The following is a 15990-nucleotide window of genomic DNA, read 5'->3' on the forward strand; positions in this document are numbered from 1 at the left end:
GCACCGCCCTCGAGTGAAGAAATCCTGTCTCATGGAGCCTTGTGAGGGTCGGTTTCACGCGCCGTGAAAAGGTTCAGTGATTCGGCGGTAAATCATGCATATGGGAGTGTTTCGTATCTGGACATGCCAGCGGTCAGGTGACACCGTGGTGTGAGCGAACTGAAGGGAGGCGCTGCGCTGCGCGGGATCGCGCTGGGCGCTACTCCGCCCCCTGAACAACGCTGTACTGGGGTGGCCCGCCATGGCGCCGTGTGCCCCGGCGTACCTGCCGGCGCGAGCCGCGGGGCCGGGGCGGGCCGAGCTCAGACGGGCTTAATCACAAGGAGCATGCATATGAGCGCTTTGCACCGGACGCTTGTCCTCGCCTTCATCGCTGGCTGTTCTGCCGTCGGTTGTCTCGCATCGACCGAGGTCGATCACGAGCCGTCCGGCGAGGCGTCCGAGCCGGTCGAGGGGGCGGTCTGCGATACCGCTCCGGAGGGCTCGGACATCGCGCTCGCCTGTCCGGCCGGCGAGGTGATCACGGCGGTCGAGTTCGCGAGCTACGGCACGCCGCGGGGGGTCTGCGGCAGCTACCGCGCGACCTCGTGCAACGCGCCGACGTCGAAGGCGGTGGTGGAGCGCGCGTGCCTCGGGCAGTCGAGCTGCACCGTGCGGGCGAACAACGCGACCTTCGGCGATCCGTGCCGGAGGACCACGAAGCGGATGTACGTTCAGGTCGCGTGCGCCCCCGCGGACGGCGGCTCGACGGGCACGGGCACGGGCGGCTCGACGGGCACAGGCGCGGGCACGGGCGGCTCGACGGGGGAGGGCGGCTCGACGGGTACAGGCGGCTCGACGGGCGTGGGCGGCTCGACGGGTACAGGCGGCTCGACGGGTGAAGGCGGCTCGACGGGTACGGGCGGCGAGACGTGCGGCGGCGCCGGGCCCAGCACCACGCCGCTCGATGCCGAGGAGCAGGCGTTCCTGTCCATCATCAACCAGTACCGCGCGCAGAACGGCCTCGGGGCGCTCTCGGCGTGCACCGCGCTGAGCCGCGCCGCCCAGGGGCACAGCGAGGACATGCGCGATCACAACTACTTCGATCACGCGAGCCAGGATGGCCGGACGCCGTGGGATCGCGCGGCCAACGCCTGTTATGCGTCCGCCGGCAGGACCGCCATGGCCGAGAACATCGCCGCCGGCAACTCGGCGGCGCAGGCGACGTTCACCCAGTGGAAGAACTCGGACGGCCACAACAAGAACATGCTCGGGTCGTCCTTCAAGGTCATCGGCATCGGGCGGGCGACCGGAGGCGGGACCTACGGGTCCTACTGGACCACGATGTTCGGCGGCGCGTCGGACGCGAGCTGCAACTAGCGCCGAGCACCCGTGATGCCGCGCACGTGCGCGGCCGCTGACGGCGCGGAGCAGCCTGTCACGCATGAGGCGTTCTGCCACGGCGGCGCGGCGCGATCCGGGCTGACGAGGGCCCGGTCCGCGCCGCGCGCCGCGGCCGGTACGCCGCGAACGCGGGGCGGCCTGGCGATTGCTTCACCCTGGGAGCGGCGGAACGGACCTCCGCGCAGGCGAAGCATCGCGAACGACAGCAGGACTCGGCCGTCCAGGGGCCTGGCTCGCGCAGCTCGGCGAGCGCGCGCCCTCAGGGGTTCTGATCGATGTGGGGAGCAGGTACCCCACGCGGATCGGAAGGCAGCTCCCAGGAAGGCGGGAAGTCGGAAGCAGATCCAGGACTTCCCGTCTTCCTGGGGACGGGCGGCGTCCTCGGGGGCGATCGGGCTGCGCGGGTCCACCGTCTGGAAGAGCCCATGGCGGAACACATCATCTATCTCCTCGGTCCGTATCGAATTCCCGGCTTTCAGGGGGAGCGCAACGTCCGTGTCTATCTGCCCAGCGAGGGGGCGCGCGCCGCGCCGTCGCCGGTGCTCTTCCTGTTCGATGGGCAGAACGTCTTTCACGACGATCCCTCCTACAGCGGCGGCTGGCACCTGCACGAGGCGGTGCGCGATCTCTCGGATCGAGGCCAGGTGGCGCCGGTCCTCGTGGGGATCGATCACGGCGGGAGCGAGCGGCTGACCGAGCTGTCGCCGTTCCCGGGCGACGGCAGCGAGGGGAGGCTCGACGACTTCCTCGGCTGGATCGCGTCCGAGATCGTGCCGGCGGTGCGGGAGCGCTTCCCGGTGCGGCGCGACGCGGCCGGCACGGCGATCGGCGGCTCGTCGATGGGGGGCCTCGCGGCGCTCTACGCGCATTTCCGCCGCCCCGACGTGCTCGGGGCCGCGCTCTGCATGTCGCCGTCGCTCTGGTTCGCGGAGCGGAAGATCTTCGACGTCATCGCGTCGCAGCCCGTCCCTCCGGGCTCGCGGCTGTACGTCGACGCCGGCGCGCAGGAGGACGGGGGCTCGGTGCTGCGCGACGCCGCGCGGCTCGTGGAGCACCTGCGCGAGCGGGGCTACGGCGAGTCGAACCTGCTCTTCTGCCCGGACGAGGGCGGGACGCACTCCGAGGACGCGTGGCGCCGGCGCGCGCCGGGGGCGCTGCAGTTCCTGTTCGCCGAGGCCACCGGGGAGCGGCAGGGGGGCGCCGGGGAGGCGGAGGGGTCGCAGCAGGCGGCTTGAGGGGCATGGCGTGCGCCGGTCGGCGCCACGGACGGCCCGGGCCGGGTGACGCAGCACGCTCCTCGCGGCGACGCGCGATCGCCTGCGAGGATTCTCGATCGTCCTGCTCACGCGCGGGAAGGCCGTTCCACGCGGAGGTCGGGCCGGACGGCCTGCTCGTGCAACTCAGGCGCTTTCCGGACCGTGCTGCCCGGTGTGCCTCGGCTGATGCGGTCGGCTACTAGGACGCCGAACGGGTTGAAACCCCGAGAAAAGGAGCCACGGAGGCACAGAGGAAGAGAGGAGGGTGAGCTCTGAATCCTTTCTTCATCCCTCTATGCCCTGTGCGTCTCTGTGGCCCCAATCTCTTCATTCTCGAGCGTTTTGAGCCGATCGGTGCTCTGTTGTTGCCAAGGACAGCGGGTCAGGGGATCGGTGCGTCCGCTGAGGAGAGCGCGAGTCCGAATGGGAGTCGCCGGAGGCGTCGAGATCGATTGATGCTGCCCCTCGTGATGCTCACGGCCAATCAACGATGCTAGAACGGAAGGAGCTGGCTGGGCATCCATGGCAACAGTCTCTCTGGTGAATATACGGTTGCCCCAGGAATCCCGATGCGTTGTCGCCTTCGTGGATCATGCATGAAAAAGCCGCGACGAGCGGCCTAGCGTCGACGGATCAGCCGTCTCGGGCGACGACCTCTCCCATTCGCAGCCCCCCACGCCCCGCTACCGCCGCCCCTTGCTCCGCTTGCGCGTCCCCTGGACGATGCGCGACGGGTCGCGCGGCGGCGGGGCGGTCGCCGAGAGCGCCGCGGCGAGCCGGTCGGTCTCCGCCTCCGAGAACGACCCCTTCCGGAGCGCCGCGATCGCCTGCCCCACGACGTCGCGCGACTCCGGGCGCTCCGCCTGCGTCTTCTCCTCCAGCCAGCGCACCACCTCGGGGAAGCGCCCCGCGAGGATGGCGATCTGCGCGGGCATCCCCTGCCGCAGGAGGCGCAGCCCCTGCAGCCGCTCGTCGGCGCGCGGCGAGCGGTCCGAGATCGCGAACGCCTCCTCGAGCCGCGCGACCACCTCCGCGCCCGCCGAGAGCCCCGCGAGCAGCGTGCGCTCCGCGAGCGCCTCGAGCGCCACGTGCGCCTGCAGGTAGCCGTCGGTCCAGGACGAGAGCTCGCCGACCGCCGCGTCGCCGCGCGCCGCGATGACGGCGCGGAGCGCCGCCACGACCCCGTCGCGCACGACGCGCCGCGGATCCTCGGCCAGCTGCCCGAGCTCGCCCAGCGGATCGAGCCCGCCCCGGCCGCCCCGCGCGCGCGGCGGCCGCCCCGACCTGGCCGCGCCCTCCGCCTGCGCGCCCTGCGCCGCGACCGCCGCGAGCGCCTGCGCCGCCACGATGAGCGCGTACTCCTCGGCGCTCGAGCAGAGCGCCCGCACGAGGCGCTCGGCCGGCGCGCCGCGATCCGCGATCGCCGCGCCGACCGCGCGCGCGAGATCCAGGTTCACGCGCGGCAACGGGGCGTTCGGGCCGAGATCGGGCCCGGGCGCGCGCCCCCCGCCGCGCCGGGCAGGGAGCCCGGAGCTGCGATCGAGCAGCGCGAGCAGCTCGGCCGGGTCGCCGAGCTGCACGGCGCGCTCGATCGCCGCGTCGATTTTCGGGTTGCGCAGCGCGCCGGGCGGCGTCGCGCCCCGGCGCTGATCCGACGTATCGGCCATTCAGAACCCCAGGGAGAGGCCGACCTCCGGAGAGAGGACGGCGGTCACGGCAGGAAAGGTGAGGCTCGCGCGGAGCGCGAGGTTCAGCGATACGGCCTCGAGCGGCGCATAGGCGACGCCCGCGCCGAGCGACGCGAACCCCTGGCCCGCTTGCCGGGTCGCGGCGAGCGTCTGCTGGCGCTCCTCGACCCTGCCGCTCCGGCCGGGCCTCGTGCACGGGCTCGTGATGTCGGCAGGATCCGCCCCGCACGCGGCCGCGTCCTCGAGGACCTCCACGTCGACCTCGGCGTCGACCTGCGCGACCCCGGCCGCGGCGAGCACGAACGGGCGGGCGCCGAGCTGCTCGAACGGCCGCGCCATGAGGAAGTACTGGGCCCGCGCCTCGAGGTGGAGCGGCAGGAACGAGGCGCCGCCGCCCGTCGTGCCGCCGGCCGCGAAGCCGACGCGGCCGCCGACCGTGAGGTTGTCGAGGACCAGCCGGTCGTAGGCGAGCGCCACCCGCGACGTCGCGAGCGCGAAGCCGAGGTTCACGTCGTTCGCGACGCCCGCCATCGGCGCGCCGTCGTACCGGGTCCCGTCGCCGCGCAGGCAGACGAAGTTGCCGCGCTCCTGCGACGCGAGGGAGCACACCTCCCGGCCGGAGAGCAGCGCGACGTCGGGAGAGAAGGTGAGCCCGACCCAGTTCCTCGAGACGCTGGGCGCGACCTCCGCGGGGCGCCTGGCGACGCACGCGCCGCGCTCGCAGGCGAGCCCCCGGCTGCACTGCCGGGCGTCGATGCACTGCCGCGGCCGCTCCCGCTCCGGGGCCGCGCACATCCCCGGCGGCGCATGGCCGGGCCAGCGGGGCGGCGCCGACTCGATGCGGGCCTTGATCTCCGTGGAGAGCGGCGCGTCGCGCGCGCCGGCGCTCGCGAGGATCGCGCCGTCCTCGTCGACGGCCGCGACGTGATAGCGGAGCGTCCCCTCCGCGGAGGTCGCGGCGCACGGCACGTTGATCCCGAACCCCTGGCCGCGCAGCTTCTTCATGACGAGCGGGCGGTACTCGCGCTCGCCGGGCGCCTGGTACCAGAGCGTCACCTGCTTCACGCTGGGCAGCAGCTCGGCCTGGACCTCGACATAGATCGGGACGGGCGTGCGGATGCGCTGCTCGAGAGGAGGCGCGATCTGGAGCTGCGGCCCGGCCGCCGCGGGCGCCGCGACGCCGGTCGCGGCCCGCGCCTGCTCGAACGCGAACGAGACCTCCGGCGTCGCGAGATCCGGGCTCGGCTTCGCCGACGGATCGATGCGCAGGGCGTCCGCGAACGCGTCGCGCGCGTCCCCCAGCTCTTTTCTGCCCTGGGCGAGCACGGAGCCGAGCGCGATGAACAGCCTCGCCTTCATCGCGGGCGAGCACTCCGACGCGCCGCAGGCGTCGATGGCGGCCCGCAGCTTGCGCTCCGCCTGCTCGAACCGGGTCTCGAGGTAGTCGACCCCCATCGCCTCGTTCAGGGCCGCCTCCGCCTGCGCATCCCGGGGAGGCGCTTGCGCGGCCGCCGCGCCCGCGACGAGCCACCCGGAGAGCCCCCCCGCCACGATCGCGAGCAGCGCGCGCGGCACGCGGAGAACGGAGCCGTTGCGTACGCGCATCGGCCCGCAACGTAGCCCACCGGTGTGGCCGCGAGCGCTACAAAAACTCCGGGGCAGGCGTACCGCCCAGCCGGCCTCCGCGGCCCGGCGGGCGCAGCACGGACAAATAATCCACAGGTTGTTCCCAGCTTGTGGAATACCCAGACGGGGTCCCTGAGACCTTGTGGGAAGCTGCCCGGGTCCTGCGCCGCTCGCGGGGCGGCAGCTCCTCCAAGCGCCGGCGCCGGCCAATGCCAGTCCGGGCATGGACGCGCCGCCCACACCGATGCCACCGATGTTTTTCTGCGATCTCGGGCACTCCGCGGCCCGACGCGCCGCAGAACTTCCGGGCGCTAAACTCCCTCCTCCGGGCTCGATCTGCAACCCAAAAATCACGCTTCTGAGCCGCGTTTGAAAGCCCAACCGCTTGTCCACAGCTTGGCCACCCGATGACCCCAGACAGGGGCCGGATTTCGTCCCCGCTGCGGGAAGCGAAGGGGATGGCCGGGTCCGGTTGGCGGGTCTTCCTTGACAACCGCGTGACGACCTGCGGCGGCGGACCCGCCGGCCGCTGGGCCTCGCCGGGGTGCTCGGCCCTCCGGCGGCCGTCCGGGCGCGGGCGCCGCGCCGGGCGCGGGGGCGGCGATCGCAGGGCCGCGCGGCCACGCGCGCGGCGTGCTAGCTGGTGCGCATGCGCGTTCCGGAAATCCCCGAACAGAGCGCGCCGGCCCTCCGCGCCGGCGATCCGCCGGCGCCGGCGCCCGTCCCGGCGCGACCGCTGATCCGGAGGAGCGCGCGCGTCCCACGTTGGCGCGCGCGGCTCGCCGACCACGACGCAGACTCGCTCGCGGAGCTCCTCCGCAAGGCCGGCGGCACGGCGTCCGCGGCGCGCGCGGTCGCCGGCAAGGTGGTGCGCCACGCGTTCGGCGCGGAGCCGGGCGCGGCGCCGGCGTGGGACGCGGCCGCGCTCGCCGCCCTGGGCGTCGGCGCGTGGGCGCACGAGGCGCTGCTCGCGCTCGATCCCGGCCTGTCGCTCGAGGTCGCCGAGCGCGCGCCGTCCGGGGACGACACGCTCCGGCTGGTCCTGCGCGCGCGCGACGGCGCGCTCATCGAGTCGGTGCTCATCCCCGGGCCGGCCCGCACCACGCTCTGCGTCTCGAGCCAGGTCGGCTGCGCCCGGGCCTGCGCGTTCTGCGAGACGGGGCGGCTCGGGCTCGCGCGCCAGCTCGCCGCCGGCGAGATCGTCGATCAGGTCCGGATCGCGCTCGCGCTCGCGGAAGGACAAGCGCGCCGCGGCGCGCCGCTCCGGAACCTCGTCTTCATGGGCATGGGCGAGCCGTTCGACAACCTCGGCGAGGTGCTCAAGGCCATCCGCCTGCTCACCGACCCGCGCGCGTTCCGGTTCGCGCCGTCGCACGTGACCGTGAGCACCGTCGGGGTCGCGGACAAGATCGAGGCGTTCTTCCGCGAGGCGCGGGCGGAGCTCGCCGTCAGCCTCAACGCCCCGGACGACGCGCGCCGGCAGGCGATCATGCCGGTCAACGCGCGCTTCTCGATGGCGGCGCTGAAGGAGGCGCTCGCGCGATCGCTGCCGCCCGGCCGGCGCGTGCTGTTCGAATACGTGCTCTTCGATCGGTTCAACGACGCCCCGGACGACGCGGACCTCCTCGCCGCGTACGTCGCCGGGCTCCGGTGCCGCGTGAACGTCATCCCCTGCAACCCCGGCCCGGATCCGGCGCTGCGCCCGCCGTCCGCGGAGCGGCTCGACGCGTTCGTGGCGCGGCTGTCCGGCCACGGCGTGACGACGCTGGTGCGGCGGCCGCGGGGGCGCGACGTGGGCGGCGCCTGCGGCCAGCTCGCGGGGATGGCCCGCGTCAGGCAGCCAGCGCCAGCTTGAGGGCGGCGCTCCGGACGAACGGCGCGCCCAGCCGCAGCGCCCCGTTGCCCGCCGCGAACGTGCGGGCGACCTTCCCGGAGTGCTGGTTCATCCGGACGATCACCGCGCGCTTGGCCATCGCGTCGGCCGTCTCGACCGTGTCGAGCAAGGACAGCAGGTCGCTCCAGACCCGGTCGCGCCAGCCCTTGAGCATGAAGAGCACGACGCTGGACACGGTGCGCTGCACGTCCTTGGTAAAGGTCGCGATCCGGGCGAGCGGGCAGCCATAACGCTCGCTCAGGATCGCGAAGATTTCCGGCATCGCCGCGGCGAGAATTTCATTCACAAGATCGTGGTCGTGCCGGTAGCGGCTGAGAAGGCGGGCGTCCTGCGCTGCGCCGTGCTGGACGATGTTCCGGTAGAGCCCGAGGGCCAGGTCGTAGTTGATGTGCGCATTGATGCCGAGCAGCGCATGCACCGCCGCCGCCGTCCCGTCGGTGCGGCTGCACTGGAAGGCGACGTCCCACGCCTCGACGTCCGTCGAGCGCCCGTCCAGCGACGCAGCGAGCGCCGCCAGGTAGTACTCGCAGAAGATCCCGGCGAGGCGCGAGATCCACGCGGGCTCGAGGAACCTCCGATCCGTGCCGTCGACGACCGCCTCCTTCACGCGGCGCGTGATCACGGCGTAGACGTCGGGGAACACCGCCCGGGGGTCGTTCCGCTCGCGCAGCCGCGCCGCGACCGTCTCCAGCGCCACCAGCGCTTCCGCGACGTTCGCCGGCTTCAGCGTCACCCCCTGCAGGATGGCGTGACGCGCGGCGGAGTCCGCGGGACGGCACGCGGCAGCGGACCGCGTCTGCTTGCTCACCATCGCCAGGGGCCGGTCGGAAGTAAGGGTCTTCATGGCTGCGCTGAGCGAGCGAATTCAAGGATCGTGCCCGTATGTCCGGTTCGCAGTCGTACACCGTGGTGAGGTGTGATGAGCCGCGCCGGGCGGAGCTCGAGCGCGCGCCACCGCGGCAGGCGCGCTCGTCCGCCGCGCCCCTCCTCGCGTGATTTCCCGCGAATCCAGCGGCGTTCGTCGGTCCGAAACCCCGGGCGAGCTCGCGGGGCCGACGGCGGTGGTCCGCGGCTATCGGAAGCAGGATCGACGCGCGGTGGTCACAGGGGCGCCATCTGCCGACACGGTGAGAGCGCTGACCAGCGCGCCAAAGTGCCCCATGGGGCAGATTGTTACGCGCGGACGGATTCCCTTCACTCAAAATGCGGGACGCCCTGACGCGCCGCATGTTTTGGCGACTTGACGCCACAGTGTGCGACGCGTCGAGCTGACGTTTCGCGTCGACGCGCCGGGACGACGTTTCGCCCGCGGCCCGCCAGGCGATGCGCCGTATCCTGGCGGGCGCGATCGCGCGCCTGCGCGCATCCATCGACATCGACCGGCGCGCGGAAGGGCGAGCATCGCTCCTCCGCGGCTGCCCCTGCCGAGCACCATGAGCTTCCTCAAAATCGTCTGCTCCGAGCCGAAGAACGACCTCGCCTCCTTCCTCCAGTCCCTGCCGATCGAGCCCGCGGAGCCGGTCGTCGCGCTCGTGCTGAGCACCGCGGACCTCGCCTACCCGCACGTCGCCGCGCGGACGTTCGTCGCGTCGGCCAAGGAGGTGGGCGCGTCGCACCTGCTCTGGGTGGCGCCCTACGTTCCTCCCTCGAGCCGGCTGGGGCAGCAGATCCGCGACGCTGAGGCGTTCGTGCGCGCCTCCGGCCACCGGGTGACGGCCGTGTGGCACGGGCCGTTGCTCAGCGCGCTCAACCTGTGGCGCGAGGACATCCGGCTCCGTCGCACGCTGCCGCTGCCGCTCGGAAACGGCGCGCTGCCCTGGGTGGCGCCGGCCGACGTGGCCCGCATGGCGATCCGCGCGCTCGAGCAGCCCGGCGTCGAGGCGCCGGTCGTCCGCGGCCCCGCCGCGTGCTCCGGCGCCGAGGTGGCGGCCGCGCTCTCCCGCGCCGTCCGGGCCGCCCTCGCCAGCGAGCGCTTCGCGTGGCGCAGGTTCGAGGAGATCGATCGCGACAACAACCGCGCGCTCAGCGAGGACGAGCTCCTGCCCTACCTCACCGGGCTCGGGATCCCGGCCGACGAGGCGCGGGCGCTGCTCGTGGCCGCGGACACGACCGGGGACGGGACCCTCGATTTCGAGGAGTTCACCGCCGGGTTGCGGGGGCCGCTCGACAACCTGGTCCAGCAGCTGCTCCGCGAGGACACCTTCGAGATCCGGTACGTCGACACGCCGGCGGACGAGGCCGTCGCCGCGCTGGTCCAGGCGGGCCTGCGGCGGGCGGCGGCCGAGGCGCTGATCGAGGGCTGGGCGAGCGTGGCCGCCGAAGGGATCCCCGAGGGGCCCGACGAGGCCTGGCTCGAGCTCCCGCCCGCGAGCGTCGACGCGTGGGCCGAGCGGCACGCGCTCGACTACGTCAACGTCCACCTGCTCCCCGGGCAGGGGCTCCTCTCGCAGCGCGAGGCGGTCGTCGAGGACGGCGCCGCGATGGGGGCGCTGGCCGGCAAGCAGGCCGCCGTCTCGTCGATCGTGGACGGCGGCGGCCGGATCCTCACGCTCTTCCGCGCGCTCGACGGGAGCGGCGTCTCGGCGCGGTGGGGCGACGCGCCCGCCGAGAGCCTCCGGTGGGTGACGTGCGGGGACCGCGACAGGCGCCGCGCGCTGCTCGTGTCGAGCGGGCAGCTCGCGGGGCTGCACGTGGAGGGCGCGTGGCAGGGCCTCCCCTCCGCGATGCGGCAGCTCATGGCGCGCGCCCCGCTGCCCGGCTGGCAGCTCGCGACGTTCCGGGAGCTCGGCGAGCTGAAGCTCGAGCAGTCCGCGGCGCTGTACGAGCCGAACGAGGTCGTGTGCAACTGCGCCGGGGTCAAGCGGGGGCAGATCACGGGGCTCATCGAGGGCGGGTGCGCGACGGTGGCCGAGCTGTCGGAGCGGACGCGGGCGGGCCAGATCTGCGGCGGCTGCGTCCCGGCGATCGAGGAGATGTTCGGCGGGTCGAGCCTGGTGCAGGCCGAGGTGAAGGGCGCGCGGGAGCTCGCCCCCGGGATCTTCCAGATCGCCCTGTCGCCGGTCGGCGGCGCGCCGGCGGCGTCCGTGCCCGGGCAGCACGTGGTCGTGCAGGGCTACCTCGATCGGCGCTGGGTGGCGCGCGCGTACACGCTCTCGGCGCCGGCGCGCGCGGGCGGCGACTACGAGATCACGGTGAAGCGCGAGGAGCTCGGGGTCTTCTCCCGGTGGCTGTGCGAGCGCGCCGCGGCCTCGCTGCTGCGCGCCTCGGCGCCGCGGGGCAGCTTCGTCCTTCCGGCGCCGCCGGTGGAGCGGGTGGTGTTCCTCGCGGGCGGGATCGGCGTCACGCCGGCGATGGCGATGCTGCGGGCGCTCGACGGGAGGGCGGACCGCCCCGAGGCGCGGGCGTTCCTGCTGGACTGGTCGGCGTCGCGCGCCGCCGACTTCCTCTACTTCGAGGAGGAGCTGCGCGCGATCGCCGGCCGCACGCCCGGCGTCGCGCTCCGCCTGCGCGCGACGCAGGTGGAGGGGCGGCTCTCCGGGGAGGACGTGGCCGAGCTGTACCCGTACCGGCCGGGCTCGCGGGCGCTCGTGTGCGGGCCCGAGGGCTTCATGCGCGACGCGCACGAGCACCTGCGCGCGGCGGGCTGGCCGGCGGACGCCATCCAGCGGGAGCTGTTCACCTCGAACGTCGACGCCGCGGGCACGATCCGGCAGGCGCCGCTCCGGCGGGCCGGCGCGGTTCGTGGGGCCGGCGGGGTCTGCCCGGTCGAGCACGGGTCGTTTCAGCTGACCCCGACGGCGCCCGCGGCGGCGCTGACCGAGGCCGAGGCGTTTCTGCGCCAGTGCTACGCGGAGCTCGGCGTGCCGTCGGCCGTGGAGGAGCGCTGGCAGGAGGTGCGCGCGAGCCTGGAGAAGCACGGGACCTACGCGCACCTCCCCGACGAGCTCGCCTACGGGGCGCGGCTGGCGTGGCGCAACAGCTCGCGGTGCATCGGGCGCTTCTTCTGGTCGACGCTCCACGTGCGCGACCTGCGGCACCTGAAGACGGAGGAGGAGATCTTCCAGGCGCTTGTCGAGCACCTCGATCTGGCGACGAACGGGGGCGACATCCGGGCGACCATGTCGGTGTTCCGGCCGGGGGAGCCGCGGATCCGCATCTGGAACGGGCAGCTCGTCCGCTACGCGGGCTACCGGCTCCCGGACGGGGGCATCCTGGGCGATCCGGCGAACGTGGAGCTGACGGACCAGGCGCTCGCGCTGGGGTGGCCGGGCGGGGAGCGGACGCGGTTCGATCTGCTGCCGCTGATCATTCAGATCGGCGACGCGCGGCCGCGGTGGTTCGAGCTGCCGCGGGAGCGGGTGCTCGAGGTGCCGATCGAGCACCCGCGGCACGCGTGGTTCGCCGAGCTCGGGCTGAAGTGGCACGCGCTGCCGGCGGTCTGCAACATGGCCCTCGATCTCGGCGGGATCCACTACAGGGCGGCGCCGTTCAACGGCTTCTACATGGGGACCGAGATCGGCGCGCGCAACCTGAGCGACGTGACGCGGTACAACCAGCTGCCGCTGATCGCGGATCGCCTCGGGCTGGACCGGTCGCGCAGCGACACGCTGTGGCAGGACGCCGCGCTGGTCGAGCTGAACATCGCGGTGCTGCACTCGTTCCGGCAGGCGAAGGTGCGGATGCTCGACCACCACACGCTCTCCGAGTACTTCAAGAAGTTCGAGCAGCAGGAGCGGCAATGCGAGCGCCCGGTCTACGCGGACTGGTCGTGGATCGTGCCGCCGATGTCGGCGTCGACCATGGCGGTGTTCCACACCAACATGGAGAACAAGATCCTGAAGCCGAACTATCTTTATCAGGACGATCCGTGGAAGGAGCGGAAGGGGTAGCTCGGGGCGGGATCGGGCGTGTTTCGCGGTGCCGGCGGGGTTTCCCGATCGGGCCGGCGGCGGTCTGGTAACCTCCGCGCGCGATGATGGACGACGAGGAGCTCGCGGCGCAGCGCATCGGCACGCGGATCGGCACCTGGCGGGTGGAGCGCGTGCTCGGGGGCGGCGGGATGGCGAGCGTCTTCCTCGGCCGGCGCGCGGACGGCCAGGTCGCGGCGGTGAAGGTCCTGCACCCTTCGCTGAGCCAGATCGAGGAGCTGCGGAAGCGCTTCCTGCGCGAGGGCCCGATCGGCAGCGCCCTGGCCGCGGTCGGCCCGCTCTGCGAGGGGCTGCCGCTCGTGCTGGAGTCGGGCATCGCGGACGACGGGGCCGCCTACCTGGCGATGGAGGTGCTCGAGGGCGAGACGGTCTTCGACCGCATGGCCCGGACGGGGACGCTCCCGGTGGGCCAGGTGCTGGCGCTGGCGGAGCGGGTCCTCGACGTGCTCGTCGTGGCGCACGCGCACGGCGTGGTCCACCGGGACATCAAGCCCGAGAACCTGCACGTCGGGAACGACGGGCGGGTGAAGGTGCTCGATTTCGGGATCGCGCGCGTGCTCGATCCGTTGCCGTTCGGGATGGGGGAGCTGCCGGAGAAGACGGCCACGAGGACGGGGGTGGCGCTCGGCACGAGCGAGTACATGGCGCCCGAGCAGGCGACGGGGATGGTCCGCGAGATCGACGGTCGGACCGACGTGTTCGGCCTGGGCGCCACGATGTTCCGGCTGCTCTCCGGCCGCGCGATCCACGGCGACGTGGCCGACGCGCGCCTGCTCATCGCCGCGGCGACGGAGCGGGTGCCGTCGCTCGCGCTGTGTGCGCCGGGCGTGCCCTCCGAGGTGTGCGACGTCGTGGATCGCGCCCTCGCGTTCCACAAGGTCGAGCGTTATCCCGACGCGGCGACGATGCGCGCCGACGTCCGCGCGGTGCGGGCGGGCCGCCTGCCGCCGTACGTGGTGGCCGTGGAGGAGGGCCGGATCCCGGCGGGGGCCCCGCTCCCCCGCCGCTGAGGGCGCCTGCCGCGCGGCGGGCGCCCTGTCCGGCCGCGGCGCGGGTCAGCGGCGGCCGCAGCGGAGGTGGCCGTTGTCGTTCTCGATGTCTCCGCGGCACCGCCGGAAGTCGACCATGCGCGTCCTTTGGTAGTGCCCCCTCCGGTCCTTGCACATCGCGTGCAGCGTGCCTCGGTTCACCCGGACGTCCCTGCACGTCCTGAGATAGGAGCCCTCCGGCGGCCGTCGTTGCGCTTGTGCCATATCGCTGCTGGACAGCACGGCAGACAACGAGAGCGCGCCGAGGACCAGCGCGACGAGCGAATTCTTCATGATTCCCCCCTTGGTGCACCGCCTTCGGAGCGATGCTCGGGGATCTCATGGGGCGGGCGCTTGGAAGGCGCAATCCTGCTGGAACGGCGAGGGATCGAGGTGCGAACGTGAAGAATTGAGCCACAGAGGCACAGAGGAGAGGGGGAGAAAGGGGGAGGGAAAGAGCAGAGGGGAGAGAGGAATGCCAGACCTCTGTTCCTTTATTTCTGTGCCCTCTGTGCCTCAATTCTCTCTTCGTCTGTCTGGTCGTCGAGCCGTTCTCGCCGCGTCGGGGTCGTGATATGCGGGGATCGGTCGAAGGGGGCAAGACATCGCGACATCGCGCAGATCCTGGTCGGAGCCGGGCCTCCGCGCGCAGCTCGTGGCGCTCATGGACGCGGTGTTCCCCGGCATCGCGCAGGTCATCGACCGGGCGCGCGCGCTGGGCGCCGCCTGGGAGGACGTGACCACGCCGTTCGTCGCCTCGGCGGAGGGCGGGCCCGTGAGCCAGGTCAGCGTGATGCGCTTTGCCATGGTGCTGGACGGGACACCGACGGACGTGGGCTGCCTCCACGCGGTCTGCACCCACCCGGCGCACCGGAGGCGGGGATATTACGCGTCCGCCCTGCGGGCCGCGCTCGCGTTCTGCGACGAGCGGCGCGGGTGCGGCGCGTGGAGCTCTTCGCGTGCCCGGACGCGCTCGGCATGACGGCGGCGGCGGAGCCGCACGCGTTCGTGGATGGCGACGACGCCCTCGGCGGCGCGGGGGCGGTGCGGCTCATGGTGCGCGGGCCCTTCCCGGAAGGGCCGCTCATGCTGCCGCGGCCGTTCCGGTGCTGAGCGCCGGCGGCGGCGCTCAGCGCAGGGCCTGAGATGCGCTGGGCGCGGTGAGCGCCTGCGCGTGCCACCGCTCCAGCGTTGCGAGGTCGGCGCAGGCGTCAATGCGCGCCGCATCCTCCGGGGTGAGCTCGAGCTGCCGGTGTGCGAGCACGCGGCGCAGGGCCGCGCGCGCCTCGTCGAGGCGACCCTCGAGGCGGCCTTCGAGGCGACCCTCGTCGACCAGACGCTGCTTCATCTTGGGATTGGCCGAGAGCAGGACTTCCAGGATGCGGTCCTGGCGCGCGTCGATCTCAGGGTCGCCGGTCCTGGCGAACCGCCACAGGAGCTCCTCACGGGCCGTCGTCGACATGGGCAGGTACTGTAGCATGGACAGCACCCATTCAAGCGGCCGGCGCGGTGCCACCCAGCGGGCAAACTGGTCGAGCGGCTGCCCAGAGCGGGCGACCAGGAACGGCACCAGCTCGTCGCACAGCGGCAGCTCGTTCGCCGCCACCCACACGAAGCAGCGCCCCAGCGGCTCCACGAAGTAGCAGCCAGGAGCAAAGCGCACCGGATGGCGCGCCTGCCTCAGCCACTCCGGAACGTGCGGAGCCGCCAGCCAGAGCGGCGTTTCGCCCGGCCAGGACGGAGATCGCTCCTCGACGCGCTGCACCTGCCTGGCCTGCCGGCGAAGCAGGGCCCGCTCCACCGCGCTCATGTCCAGGTGGTCCCCCGCGAGCTTCAGCTCCATGACGATTTCCTCGTATGCCTGCGCGGCCGGCCACGGCGCCGGCAAATGCGCGAGGAGCCCCGGGCGGCGAATCACGAGCAGGCCGTCAGCCTGCACCTTCTCCAGCCTGATCTCGATCGGATCTCGCCACATCACCGCTCCATCCGTGACCCGCTCGGTCTCTTCGGCAAACGTCCGCTTCGCGAACAGGTCCGGCTGACCCATCGTAGGCCGGGCGGTAGCAGACCGTGAGCGCCGCAGCCAGCGTCATCTGCAGAAGGTATTGCCACGGGACAGTGCTTCAGAACGAAGCACGGCGAAGCGTGCAATCCTCGAACGAAAACGACGCCGTCCCCGTAAGTCGT

At 72.9% G+C, this 15990-nt stretch carries 12 protein-coding genes; 7 read left to right on the plus strand and 5 right to left on the minus strand.

Annotation, left to right across the window (positions count from 1 at the left end; genetic code table 11):
* Window positions 1-333: 333 nt before the first annotated feature.
* Together WME83_RS10230 and WME83_RS10235 are read left to right on the plus strand one after the other, a co-directional pair.
* Window positions 334-1359, plus strand: coding sequence for a CAP domain-containing protein (locus WME83_RS10230; protein ID WP_437319088.1), 1026 nt, complete (start codon window positions 334-336; stop codon window positions 1357-1359).
* 449 nt (window positions 1360-1808) lie between these two features.
* Window positions 1809-2618 (plus strand): alpha/beta hydrolase, encoded by an 810-nt coding sequence (locus tag WME83_RS10235; RefSeq protein WP_437319089.1) that lies wholly within the window; start codon window positions 1809-1811, stop codon window positions 2616-2618.
* A 704-nt stretch (window positions 2619-3322) separates the two neighbouring features.
* On the opposite strand, the gene WME83_RS10240 is transcribed toward WME83_RS10235, so the two are convergent.
* Both WME83_RS10240 and WME83_RS10245 read right to left on the minus strand, forming a co-directional pair.
* A complete protein-coding gene (locus tag WME83_RS10240; RefSeq protein WP_437319090.1) occupies window positions 3323-4306 on the minus strand; it encodes a hypothetical protein in 984 nt (327 codons plus the stop codon).
* Window positions 4307-5932: a hypothetical protein gene (locus WME83_RS10245; protein WP_437319091.1), complete on the minus strand. Its 1626-nt coding sequence runs from the start codon at window positions 5930-5932 to the stop codon at window positions 4307-4309.
* Between the two features lie 670 nt (window positions 5933-6602).
* On the opposite strand from WME83_RS10245, the gene rlmN reads away from it, so the two are divergent.
* On the plus strand, window positions 6603-7808 hold the full coding sequence (rlmN, locus tag WME83_RS10250) for a 23S rRNA (adenine(2503)-C(2))-methyltransferase RlmN (RefSeq protein ID WP_437319092.1): 1206 nt from the start codon (window positions 6603-6605) through the stop codon (window positions 7806-7808).
* Here the strand turns inward: rlmN and WME83_RS10255 are convergent.
* On the minus strand, window positions 7786-8691 hold the full coding sequence (locus WME83_RS10255; RefSeq protein WP_437319093.1) for a DUF5995 family protein: 906 nt from the start codon (window positions 8689-8691) through the stop codon (window positions 7786-7788). The two genes, rlmN and WME83_RS10255, sit on opposite strands and share 23 nt — an antisense overlap.
* Before the next feature lie 589 nt (window positions 8692-9280).
* Between WME83_RS10255 and WME83_RS10260 the strand changes: the two genes are divergently transcribed.
* Window positions 9281-12736 (plus strand): nitric oxide synthase oxygenase, encoded by a 3456-nt coding sequence (locus tag WME83_RS10260; protein ID WP_437319094.1) that lies wholly within the window; start codon window positions 9281-9283, stop codon window positions 12734-12736.
* Between the two features lie 83 nt (window positions 12737-12819).
* Window positions 12820-13785 carry a serine/threonine-protein kinase gene (locus WME83_RS10265; RefSeq protein WP_437319095.1) on the plus strand — a complete coding sequence of 322 codons (966 nt, stop codon included), beginning with the start codon at window positions 12820-12822 and terminating at the stop codon, window positions 13783-13785.
* 45 nt (window positions 13786-13830) lie between these two features.
* On the opposite strand, the gene WME83_RS10270 is transcribed toward WME83_RS10265, so the two are convergent.
* A complete protein-coding gene (locus WME83_RS10270) occupies window positions 13831-14097 on the minus strand; it encodes a CVNH domain-containing protein (protein ID WP_437319096.1) in 267 nt (88 codons plus the stop codon).
* Window positions 14098-14467: 370 nt separating this feature from the next.
* Here WME83_RS10270 and WME83_RS10275 point away from each other — a divergent pair, with 370 nt between their 5' ends.
* Entirely contained in the window at window positions 14468-14785 is a 318-nt protein-coding gene (locus WME83_RS10275) for a GNAT family N-acetyltransferase (protein ID WP_437321982.1), read from the plus strand.
* Window positions 14782-14916, plus strand: coding sequence for a hypothetical protein (locus WME83_RS10280; RefSeq protein WP_437319097.1), 135 nt, complete (start codon window positions 14782-14784; stop codon window positions 14914-14916). The genes WME83_RS10275 and WME83_RS10280 overlap by 4 nt, the downstream gene beginning before the upstream one ends.
* 16 nt (window positions 14917-14932) lie before the next feature.
* Here the strand turns inward: WME83_RS10280 and WME83_RS10285 are convergent, their stop codons facing one another.
* Window positions 14933-15850 carry a hypothetical protein gene (locus tag WME83_RS10285; protein ID WP_437319098.1) on the minus strand — a complete coding sequence of 306 codons (918 nt, stop codon included), beginning with the start codon at window positions 15848-15850 and terminating at the stop codon, window positions 14933-14935.
* Window positions 15851-15990 lie beyond the last annotated feature (140 nt).

The sequence above is a fragment of the Sorangium sp. So ce385 genome, from assembly GCF_051474135.1.
GTDB classification, from domain to species: domain Bacteria; phylum Myxococcota_A; class Polyangia; order Polyangiales; family Polyangiaceae; genus Sorangium; species Sorangium cellulosum_D.